Below are 11,933 nucleotides of genomic sequence, written 5' to 3' on the forward strand. Positions count from 1 at the left end.
TTTTATATTGTAATTGAATTTTATTTTTGAAATTGATATTGAAATAGATTTAAACAAAGTCTTCCTCTTCTTCAAGATCATACATTTGAAACAGTAATGATTTTTGACTTTTCATATACTGTTCCGGATTATACTGTAAAACTTTATTGGTTTCTTCAGCATTATTGTTTTTTTGAGAATCTGTTCTTAATAAGTATTGAAATGCGATTGTATTGATATCTAGTGTGTTCATGATTTTTAATTTTAATTGTTGGAAATAAAAAAAGCCCTTTCGGATGGCTTACCAAAAGGGCTTATAGTTGAAACTATAACAAAGATTTTATCTTTCACTTTCGGCAATAGCAGGTCTGGATGCACATCAACATCTTACAACACATCATCATTTTATTTACTACTGAATTATTCATTTTGTTTTTATTTTTTACCATATAAGTGATATAAGTTCATTTTACATTATCATCTCTTATATATGGCCTAAATTAATTTTGATTTTGATCAAAAAAAAACCTCTGCGATTTGCAGAGGTCTTATTGTTATTTTTAGATTTAGATACTAAACAATAGTGCACTCTGCGGAAGTTTCCGGCATCATGCAACACATATTTTTAATAACTAAATTCATTTTTGTTCTTGTTTTGTTTGGCAAATGTGAGAACTTTTTTTCAATCCACCAAACAAAAATTGATTTATTTTCCATTACCCTATCAAATTAGTATGATATGTTAAATTTCTGCTTATAAAAAGAAAAAATGTTCAACTTTAATTTGCAAATCAAAATGGTTTTGTACTTTTGCACCCGAATACAGAGGAAAAATTTGAACTGATTGCAACCTCTTCATAATGAAACGGTTCATTATGAATACTGAAAGATTGATTTCAGTAGTAAAAAATGCTAAAGCAGGAATTCTCCTTTAGCCTTTTTCAGCAATTATTTTCCTCGCTTAATTTTAATTTAATAATTATTATGGCTTATTTATTTACGTCAGAATCTGTTAGTGAAGGGCATCCAGACAAAGTTGCAGATCAAATTTCGGATGCATTAATTGATAACTTCTTAGCATTTGATCCTGACTCAAAAGTAGCATGTGAGACTTTAGTTACAACTGGTCAGGTAATTTTGGCCGGAGAAGTAAAATCGAATACTTATCTTGATGTGCAGCAAATCGCTCGTGAAGTAATCCGTAAAATTGGATATACAAAAAGCGAGTACATGTTTGAGGCAAATTCTTGTGGAATTTTATCAGCAATTCACGAACAATCTGCTGATATTAATCAGGGTGTAGACAGAGCTAAGCCAGAAGAACAAGGTGCAGGAGATCAGGGAATGATGTTTGGTTACGCAACTAACGAAACTGAAAACTACATGCCTTTGGCACTTGATTTATCTCATAAATTATTACAGGAGTTGGCTATTTTGAGACGTGAAAATAATGAAATCACTTATTTACGTCCGGATGCTAAATCTCAGGTAACTTTAGAATATAGCGATGATAACAAACCAACTCGTATTGATGCGATTGTAATCTCAACTCAACACGATGATTTTGATGAAGAAGCTACAATGCTTGCTAAAATCAAAAAAGATATTATCGAAATTTTGATTCCTAGAATTATCGCTAAAAATCCAGCTCACGCTCATTTATTTAATGATAAAATCAACTACCATATTAACCCAACAGGAAAATTCGTAATTGGTGGACCTCACGGAGATACTGGTTTAACAGGAAGAAAAATCATTGTTGATACATACGGTGGAAAAGGAGCTCACGGTGGTGGTGCTTTCTCTGGAAAAGATCCAAGTAAAGTAGACAGAAGTGCTGCTTATGCTACACGCCATATCGCTAAAAACTTAGTGGCTGCAGGTGTTGCTGACGAAATCCTTGTACAGGTTTCTTACGCAATTGGTGTTGCACAGCCAATGGGTATTTTTATCGAAACTTACGGAACTTCTAAAGTAAATTTAACTAACGGTGAAATTGCTAAAAAAGTAGAAGAGTTATTCGATATGCGTCCTTACTTTATCGAACAACGTTTAAAATTAAGAAACCCTATTTATAGCGAAACTGCTGCTTACGGACATATGGGACGTAAACCAGAGGTTGTTACTAAAACTTTTGCTGCTCCGGGCGGGCATTCAAAAACTGTAACTGTTGAGTTGTTTACTTGGGAAAAACTTGATTTTGTAGACAAAGTAAAAGCTGCATTCGGACTTTAATTTTTAATTCAAACGGTTATTAATTCTTAGACTTCACAGTCCATTTCTTTTTAATCTTACTTATATTACCCCCGATTTCTATTCGTTTAGAGATCGGGGTTTTTATTTGGTTATTAGTTTGCATTTGCTTTTCTTTAGTGTGAAATTAACCATCCCAAAAATGAGCAAACTTCCTTCGTTACAAAACGTATTAAATGCAATACAAAAAACAGTTCTTAGATTTCCTTTAGAAACCATTACAGCAATTCTGGGAACTATTTTTGCCATCATACTTAATGAGTTTGATTACAGCAATCCCAAAAAACATTTTTTCGAAAAAGCTTTATTGAGTTCTTCTTTATGTTTGGTTCTGTTTCTTTCTGTGAGTTTGTTTTTTCTTAGTTCGAACAAAAAGAACATTTTACGTTTTATCACAAGTCTAATTCTTGGATCGCTGGTTGTCGCTTTTGTTTTTAGTTTTCGAGACCGAATGATAGATACAGAATTTCAGCAGTTTTTTGTTCTTAATATTGCGCTGCATCTTTTGGTTTCCTTTGCTGGTTTTTTACCAAAAAAATACAATCAGGAAGAGTTTTGGGAATTCAATAAACAGCTTTTTCTCAGGATTTTAACTTCTGGGTTATATAGCTTTGTACTTTATTGCGGTTTGGCTTTGGCTATTTTAGCTGTCGAAAAACTATTTAAATTTGATTTTTACGATAATATTTACCTTTATATCTTTTTCATTATTGGCGGAATCTTCAATACGATTTTCTTTTTAAACGGAGTTCCTGAAATTGATAATGATGAAGTTCCGCTTCAGTTAAATTATCCAAAAGGGCTTAAAAACTTTACGCAATATGTTTTATTGCCTTTAATAAGTATTTATCTGGTAATTTTAATTTGTTACGAAGCCAAAATTCTTATTACGCTTTCGTTGCCCGTTGGTTGGGTTTCTTATTTAGTTTTAGCATTTGCCATTACTGGTATTCTTTCGTTTTTACTCGTTCACCCAATTGCAAATGAAAGCAGAAATCTCTGGATGCGCACGTATAATCGCTGGTTTTATTTCTTATTAATTCCACTATTGGCACTATTATTTTGGGCTATTTTATACCGAATTAATCTTTACGGTTTTACACACGAACGTTATTATGTTTTATTACTGTCGGTTTGGCTGGCAGTTGTTGTGGCTTATTTTTTAATTCAAAAACATCCTAAAATAAAATTCATCCCTATAAGTATGTGCATTGCCGGTTTGTTTTCGATTGCTGGCCCGCAAAGTGCCAATTCTGTTTCAAAATACAGTCAGTTATCTCGATTTGAAAGTTACATGCAAAAGGATAAAAAAACAAAACTGACTTTTGAAGAAGAACAGGAATTGAGCAGCATTGTTTATTTTTTGGAGAGGAATTATGGTTTTGAAGTTATGATTCCATATGCTGATAAGAAATTAGACGCGCTTTATAAAAAAGACAAAGACCCGGGTTCACATCAAATTATGGAAAGTTTAGGTTTTGAATATCGATCTGAATATGATCGAAAAGACGATTTAAACGATTCTTTTAGTTATTATTTCTATGAAAGAAATGATAATGCCGTTGAAAATATTCATGGATATGATTTTAGTTTTACAATCCATAGCAGCATCTCTTTTGATTGTAAAGATTGTATCACTATCGACAACACACCTTATTCAATACTATCAAAACAAAAAAAATACGATCGTAATTTACATATCAATGAGGATATAATTCCATTAAAAATAGATGATTTTGTTAATTCAAATTCAGCCTTTAAGAGTAGAAATAATTACGATAATTCAGCCGTAAAAATTAATCAAAAGATAGAAAACTCAAAATACAATATTTTACTAACGTATATTAGCGCAAATGGTAAGATCGAAAACAACAAAAAGATCTTAGAAAACTACCAAATAAAAGTAATGATTGGTATTAAAAAATAAAAAAAGAACCCGACAAAAACAAAATCTTGTCGGGTTCTTTTTTATACGAATTTTAAAACTCTAATAGGTTCCGTCTTCCATTTTAGTTAATGTTTCGCGAATTTCAACGGCAGTTTGTTCGTCAATTTCATCAGTTAAAAACTTAACTGCCAACTTTTGAGTTGCGATTGCTTTCTCTTTTTGACCGTCTTTATAATACAACTGCCCTAATGTATCTAAATAATATGGGTTATTTTTAGTTACAATTAAACTATACTCTGACCAGCTTATAGCATCTTTTATGAAACCATTATTTGCAGGCTTTAATACTGTTGCCCAGGCAGCATTATTTGCAAGATTGGAATGGTAATCTTTAAATGAATTCCATCCGTTATAAGAATAATCAGAATCAGTGTCTAATGTCGCAAACATATTGTCTAATCTCTCAATAGCATTTCCTTTTTCAGTTGATAAATTCGAATCAAAATAAGATTTAAATTCTTTTAAGAAAGCAACATCATCTACACTGTTTTCGCTATCTGAATTCAAATATTCAAAGTAATTTTTATAACAATCAAAATTTCCTTTACCGCTTGCAATCAACTTTTTGTAGATCGCAATTATTTTATTCTGATTTGCTTTTCCTGCAACACCTTCTTGCACTACATAACTATTTTGTTGCAAAGCCGATGAAATTTCAAAACTTAAACTTCCTTTTAGTAATGCTAAGGCTGTTCCGTTTTCATCTTCTATGTTCATTTTTTCAATGGCGTCGTAATGCTTTAACAAGTAATCAATTGCCAAGAAATCGGTATCATTAAAAACACGCTCTTCATTAAAAAATTGTTTCGTGAAACCTACGTTTTTTATTTCTCTCAAGATCGTTTCTACCAACTCTCTGCTTGGTTTTGTATCTTTTTGGTGTGATTCAATTAATTTTTTCCAAATCTGAGTCACTTCTTTTTTATCCAGAGTAACTTTTGCAATGTTAAAATCAGCCGGATTTACTTGTGCTGTAACTGTATCTGTTGTTGTTTCATATTCATACGGTATATCAAGCATTGAAGCTTTATAAAAAGCCGAAATAACATCCGTATCTGTTGCTTTTTTATTCTTTGCCACTTTAGCAAAAGCAAAAAATGCATTGGCTCTTTGCAGTTTTTTGGCAAACTCATCATAATAACTTAACTCTGATTTTTTATCCAATAAATTCGATTTTGCGGTTGCCAAAACATCACCATCACCATTTAATATTAAAATAGCAGGACTATCAGAAATCTTATTGGTTTTAAGCCATTTTTTATCATCGGCTGTAGCCAAATAATAATTAAAAACATCATATTGCGCATTGTAAGCATCATACATATAATACCCAACCTGTTCTTCAAGATCTTTTAATACTGCATCAAAATCAGTTTTTGCTGCAGGGTTTTTACTATCATTATAAACTATTAAAAATTTAGTTTTAGCAGCTTTAGTAGCAGCAATAGCGCTTTTTAAATTGTTTTCGACTTTAAATTTAAAATCATATTTAGAAGCATAATCTACTGTTGCAGCACTATCTACAGCAACTCCAAAATCATCGCTAACTAAAGGTTCTTTTCCTGGATATGTCCATTTTAAAACACTTTTATTTTCAATTGGCGTAACATTTGATGCTACATCAGGCTGCGCATCTTTTGAATTTATAAAGGTCAGAGGGTTTTTTCCTGCATGTTCTGCAATCTGCAATTCATTTGTTTTTTTATCATAAAAACCGGCCAGATTTAAATCATTTACTTCATTAAGTTCATATTTAATGGTGATTTCTGAAACGTCTTTTGGCAAAGCAAATTTTGAAATTGTACTCTTTGCCTCATATTCTTCGAAAACTAAATATAAATAATCGGTACGATCAATTTCAAACTCTACGTCGATATTGGTCCATTCGGGATCCAGCTTGGTTTTAATATCTGAAAGTCTTTCATATTGAACAGCTTCAGACCCTTTTTGTGTTCCTACATAAAATGAATAAAAAGAAGGATCTATAAACTTAATTTTAATTTTTTGGGATTTATTATCATTCTTATAAGTAAGGTTAAAAGGATTTTCGACCTTTTTACTTTGAATAAATACTAAAGAATCGCCTTTAATCTTGTAGTCACCAGAGTAAAAAACCAATTCGTATTTATTATTGTCTAATAAGTTTAATTTGATTTTCTGACCCTTATTTGTAGAAATATAAGTTCCTTTTTCTATTGTTTTTGTTTGAGAGAAAGAGGCAAACACTACACAAAAAAACAATAAGAAACTCCATATATAATTGCGCATAATATAAATTTTGGCTTGTTAATATTAAACGTAAAGATATTTGATTATTATCGAAATCAATTGCCTTAAATCCAAAAATAGATACTTAATAGATACTATAGATTATATTTCATCGAAAAAATAATATAGCGCGGCTGCACGGTATACTGAGAAACTCTTGTAGAAAACTGCGAAAAACTATCATCATTTAAATAGGTAGTGTTTAGTAAGTTTGTAGCCGATATTTTATACTCCCATTTGCTGTCTTTTTTTTGATAAATTAAACTGGCACTCAGGAAATCATACTCGTTATCGACTATTTTATTTCCGTTATAATAATGGTAAAATTCATATTCTGAAACAAACGAAAAACTATTCAGAAAATAATAATCCAATCTCGCAAAAGGTTTGTCTGTATAATAGGTCGAACCACTGTATTTATTGATTAACGCATTGTATCCAAACTCGATATTAGGCAAGTTTTTATAATTTGTTGAAGCTTTTACAGTGTAACTCTGCACAAAACTTTCTGTTGTGGCCAATTGATTGTTCTGAATATTATTAAACTTCGACCAATTGAAACTTGCATTTACAGAAGCTTTATAATTCTTCAAGAATGATCGACCGTAATTTCCCATTCCGGAAAAAGTTTCATCTGCCAAATTTGAATTATAAGGAACAGATGATTGATTAATTCCTGTAAATTCTGCCGCTGTTTTTATTGCATCTACTTTTTTAGTATAAGTTGCATTCGCAAAAATATTTTCAAAATTGAACATATTATATTTAAAATATCGCAACGTATGCACTTGCGAAGTAGCATTTTCCAGAAAACGATTTCCTCTAAACAAACTACTGTAATCAGATAAAACATAACCCGCCGCCAATTGATTAACATCTGTAAAATCGTTTGACAAAGAGAAATTATAAGTTAGCGTTTCTGCTTTTTTAATTTGATAAAGAGCAAAAAAATCCGGTAATACTTTTGTAAAATTCTGAGAGTAATCTGTTCCTGACTGCGTGTTTTTCATTGCATACGAATGCACACTAAATCCGGGCGTTAATGTAAATTTCCCTGTCAATATTTTATAATGAAATCCTAAAAACACGTCATCAAAATTATAATTTACCTGATTGTTATTTTCCGAAGTATTCAGGTCATTTTTGTCACCATTATCCAAAATCTGAAACATATGAGAATTAAAATTTTGATGTGAATAGGTATTCCCAAATGTAATATTGATGTTGCTTTTTGGCGTTACCATATAATAGTAATCCAGTTTTGCATCGATTTTATTGGTTTTTACAAAACGATCCTGATTCAAATCATTTCTGTCTTGTCCGGAAACATAACCTGCTAAATCAAAAGGCTGTGTTCTTAAATTGGCATTATAAAACGGATTTTCATCCTGATATAAATGCTGCATTTCAAAAGCAAAAATATTTTTGGTGCTTTGCGTATAATACAAACTCAAATTTTGATTTACCGATGTTGGATCCTGCTTTTTATTCGTTAAAATAGTTTCGGTATCCGAAATATTATCAACAACAGATTCCCGCAATAAATTGGTGTCTTCATCTTGTTTTGATAATTTTGTTAAGATGTCATAATCAAATTGAAATTTATCATTTGGTTTATATGTTGAACTCAGTTTAAAAAGACCCAAATTGTTTTTTTGATGGGTTAATTCATCTCGTTTTTGCTGATCGCCAGAGTCTAAAATGGTAGTTTGCGACTTGGTTTCCAAATCTGTTTTTGAAGAAGAAAGAATTCCAAAACCACTAATATTCCAGAATTTCGTAACGGAATAAGCAAAATTTGTTGCTCCAAATTTCGTTTCAATTTCCTTGGCGCGATTGTTTCTCAAAAGCGAAATGCCAATATCATTCGAAGAAATATTAAAATTACTTCCGCCCTTTTTCATCATATTTTTAAAACCTCCCGTAAACTTAAAATAATCCTGCGCCGTAAGCGGCAGTTCTCCAATATTATTAAAATTGGTGATTAAATTTATACTGTATTTCGGGCTATAATAAAATAGTTTCGGGTTAATAATATATCGGCTATCGAGTTCTCCAACTCCAATTCCTGCAGTAACATCACCAAACCAAAAGTTCTTTTTGCCTTCTTTCAGTTTAATGTTCATCGCCACATTATCCTGATCGTTTTCTAAACCTTTTAAAGCACTGACTTCATTATAATTTCGCAAAACCTGAATTTTATCAATTGCATCGGCAGGAATATTTTTAACACCGAGTTTGGTATCTCCGTCAAAAAAATCTTTGCCTTCAACCATCAATTTGCTTACTTTTTTTCCTTCAACTTCAATTTCACCATCAGCATTTACCTCAACTCCGGGAAGCTTTTTCAGTACATCTTCCAGTTTTTTTTCTGTTCCCGATTTAAAAGAATCGGCATTATAAACAATGGTATCACCTTTTATGGAAACAGGCATTTCACGCACAATTTCTACGCCTTCCAATTCAATTCCGGCGCCATCCATGACAATGTTCTGTACTATATTTTCAGTCTTTGTCGAAAGGGAAATTTCTTTCGATTTCATTCCGAGATAACTGATTTTCACGATATAAGATGCGTTAGGTTTCAGAGTAAGCTGAAATCTTCCTTTATCATTTGTAATTCCGTACGAATCCATAGCTTTTGTAGCCGAATTTACAGCCATAATATTGGCCATTTCTAACGGATTTTTCTGCTCGTCCTGAATGAATCCATCAAAACGAACACTTTGAGAAAAGGAAACAGAAGTCAATAAAAAGGCTACGAAACAAAGTATTTTGTTCATTTTGAAAGTTTTGTAATTTGGACCCGAACGATAACGAACAGGCGAAGCAATTTGAAATTTTAGAAGTTTGAAGGTTTATCTTCCCATCATTGGAGGTGGTCCGCCTGCACGACCACGATTCATTTCCCTAAATTCCTCCATCTTTTTAATTACGGTTTCATCGTAATCTTTTTGCGAAATTACTTTTCCTTTTTTAGATGGTTTTATTTCTGCTTTTTCTTTGGCATTCAAAACAATTTTCGAACATAAAATCGTTGTTCTTCCGTCGTTTATTTCTAAAATCAAACCTGGTAAACCCCAATAGTTTTCCGGCCCCTGATTCACCGGAATTTCCGGCGTATACCAAGCTGTTACGATAATTTCTTTTGGCATTTCAAAATTATCTTCAAAGTTGGTTTTTGTTTCTCCCGAAGTTTTTTTGGCTTCGTCTTTCTTTTCTTCGGGTTTTTTATCTTCGTTGTTTTTAGGTCTGAAATTTCTAAAATCAGTTTTACTGGCTTCTTTTACAGCCGTAGCTTTGTAACAATTGTAACCGCCAATTTGCTTGGTTTCCTGTTCTAATTTCCAATTTAATTTTGGCAAGGAATCAACAACGAGAAATTCTTTTCCCATAAATTCCTTATCAACTGTATATGATTTCGTTTTTACATCTTTATAAAAAGTTCCGCCGCCGCCCATAAACGAATTCATCATCACTCGCATTCCGCCGCCTTGTTGTCCTGGCGCGTCCAGTTTTTCTTCTTCTTTGTAAATAGAAGCCGATTTATCAAAATTCAGAATAAACGTTTTTTCCAGCATTTTTTTCATTCGCTCCTCCATGTTCTTTTGCATTTCTGGCGTAATATCCCGATTACCGCCTCGCATACCTTCAAATTTTGGTGCCTGCGTTTTTGACTCATAAACAGCCATTCCCTGAAAATCTTTTTGAGCCTGCATTTGAGTAAATACAAGGATCAAAGACATATATATAATTACTTTTTTCATTTCGTTTTGTTTAAAATTGAGTAAATCCGATAAAACTTACATTCAAATGTATTATTTATTTTAAAATACTGAAAGTTAAATATATCAATTGCTGTAAGGTATAGACAAAATTGCCTATTAGTTAGACTATTACGATTTAGAACGGTTTAAATGGGAAATTCACGTAAATATGTCTTATTTAGGATATTCATCGGGTAGTTTTTTGTAATTTGGCTCTTCTGAAATCTTAATATTATGGGCAATACAGTTCGTATTTTATTTTTATTATTTATCGGCTGTACTGTCTCTGTTTTTTCGCAAAACCAAAAGCTAAATGCCACTTCAATCTCTCATTTTAAATTAGATGCTGATGAATTTGTTGGTTATGATTCTTTTGGATTTTCCTATCAGATAAAAAACAATGTTTTCAGCAAAGTAAAAGGAAATGAGATTTTTGAATACAAAAGCGTTTCTCTTGGAAATATTACTAAAGTAGATATTCTGAATCCTTTGAAAATTGTTTTATTTTACGAAGATTTTAATACTGTTGTTTTACTTGACAATCAATTGAATAAAATGACGGAAATTAATTTTTCTCAAAACAATATCCCCATTGTTGTTCCGGCAATTGGTATGTCTACCCAAAATCAATTATGGATTTTTAATACGTTAAATCAGCAAATTGGCCTTTTTGATTATTTAAAAAATGAATACAAAACGGTTTCTACGCCATTAACAGAAACCATTAAATATTATCAAACTGATTTTAATACTTTTTACTGGATTGATAAAAAGAATAATTGGTTTTCCTGTGATATTTTCGGAAAAACAACGGCTTTGGGAAAAGTGCCCGATTTTGATGATTTCGAAATTATAAACAATCATCAGTACATTTTTAGCAAGGCTAATTTGTTGTATTTTAAAGACATTTCTGATACAAATTTGAATACTGTTTCTGAAATCGAAGTTTTAGAAAAAACCTTTGATAAATTCTGCTACAAAGACCAAATTTTATCTATTTTTACAACTAAAGAAATTACCAATTATAAAATCGTAACACCGTAATGCACATAGCAATAGCAGGAAACATAGGCGCTGGAAAAACTACTTTGACTAAATTATTAGCCAAACATTTTAAATGGGAACCACATTACGAAGATGTTGTTGATAATCCGTATTTGGATGATTTTTACCACCAGATGGAGCGTTGGTCGTTTAATTTGCAGATTTATTTCTTAAACAGCAGATTTCGTCAGGTGCAGCAAATTCGCGAAAGCGGAAAAAAAATCATTCAGGACAGAACCATTTATGAGGATGCTTATATTTTTGCTCCCAATTTATATTCAATGGGATTGATGACAAGCCGCGATTTCGAAAATTATACTTCACTTTTTGAATTGATGGAATCATTGGTAAAAGCTCCTGATTTATTGATTTACCTGAGAAGCTCTATTCCAAACTTAGTAGGTCAAATTCACAAACGCGGACGCGAATACGAGAACTCTATTTCTATCGATTATTTAAGCCGTTTGAACGAAAGATACGAAGCCTGGGTTCAGACTTACTCAAAAGGAAAATTATTGATTATTGATGTTGATAATATCAATTTTGTAGATAATCCTGAAGATTTAGGAAACATCATTAATAGAATTGATGCTGAATTGAATGGGTTGTTTTAGAAAACACGAATTTCACGAATTTACACTAATAGAAAAATGCCTCTAAAATTTTAGAGGCAT

8 protein-coding genes are annotated in these 11,933 nt (G+C 31.7%); 4 read left to right on the forward strand and 4 right to left on the reverse strand.

The annotated features are described in order from the left end of the window. Nucleotides 1–49: 49 nt before the first annotated feature. Nucleotides 50–232, reverse strand: a complete 183-nt coding sequence (locus tag AC4FQ3_RS07765; RefSeq protein ID WP_073394899.1) for a hypothetical protein — start codon at nt 230–232, stop codon at nt 50–52. A 731-nt stretch (nt 233–963) separates the two neighbouring features. On the opposite strand from AC4FQ3_RS07765, the gene metK reads away from it, so the two are divergent. Both metK and AC4FQ3_RS07775 read left to right on the forward strand, forming a co-directional pair. After that, nucleotides 964–2,214, forward strand: coding sequence for a methionine adenosyltransferase (gene metK / locus AC4FQ3_RS07770; protein ID WP_073394898.1), 1,251 nt, complete (start codon nt 964–966; stop codon nt 2,212–2,214). Nucleotides 2,215–2,374: 160 nt separating this feature from the next. After that, on the forward strand, nt 2,375–4,159 hold the full coding sequence (locus tag AC4FQ3_RS07775; protein WP_491181488.1) for a DUF4153 domain-containing protein: 1,785 nt from the start codon (nt 2,375–2,377) through the stop codon (nt 4,157–4,159). A gap of 60 nt (nt 4,160–4,219) precedes the next feature. Here the strand turns inward: AC4FQ3_RS07775 and AC4FQ3_RS07780 are convergent, their stop codons facing one another. From AC4FQ3_RS07780 to AC4FQ3_RS07790, 3 genes are all read right to left on the reverse strand, one after another. Further along, complete coding sequence (locus AC4FQ3_RS07780; RefSeq protein ID WP_491181489.1) at nt 4,220–6,448, reverse strand: hypothetical protein; 2,229 nt, start codon at nt 6,446–6,448, stop codon at nt 4,220–4,222. Between the two features lie 95 nt (nt 6,449–6,543). Further along, complete coding sequence (locus AC4FQ3_RS07785; protein WP_491181490.1) at nt 6,544–9,231, reverse strand: carboxypeptidase-like regulatory domain-containing protein; 2,688 nt, start codon at nt 9,229–9,231, stop codon at nt 6,544–6,546. A 75-nt stretch (nt 9,232–9,306) separates the two neighbouring features. Continuing rightward, nucleotides 9,307–10,215, reverse strand: a complete 909-nt coding sequence (locus AC4FQ3_RS07790; protein ID WP_463459035.1) for a GLPGLI family protein — start codon at nt 10,213–10,215, stop codon at nt 9,307–9,309. 234 nt (nt 10,216–10,449) lie between these two features. Between AC4FQ3_RS07790 and AC4FQ3_RS07795 the strand changes: the two genes are divergently transcribed. Beyond that, nucleotides 10,450–11,259 carry a hypothetical protein gene (locus AC4FQ3_RS07795; RefSeq protein ID WP_491181491.1) on the forward strand — a complete coding sequence of 270 codons (810 nt, stop codon included), beginning with the start codon at nt 10,450–10,452 and terminating at the stop codon, nt 11,257–11,259. Next, the gene (locus AC4FQ3_RS07800; protein ID WP_042566144.1) at nt 11,259–11,873 is read left to right on the forward strand and encodes a deoxynucleoside kinase; all 615 of its coding nucleotides are present in this window, start codon (nt 11,259–11,261) and stop codon (nt 11,871–11,873) included. Before AC4FQ3_RS07795 ends, AC4FQ3_RS07800 begins: the two co-directional genes overlap by 1 nt. Nucleotides 11,874–11,933 lie beyond the last annotated feature (60 nt).

Source organism: Flavobacterium sp. AK-345 (genome assembly GCF_058310175.1).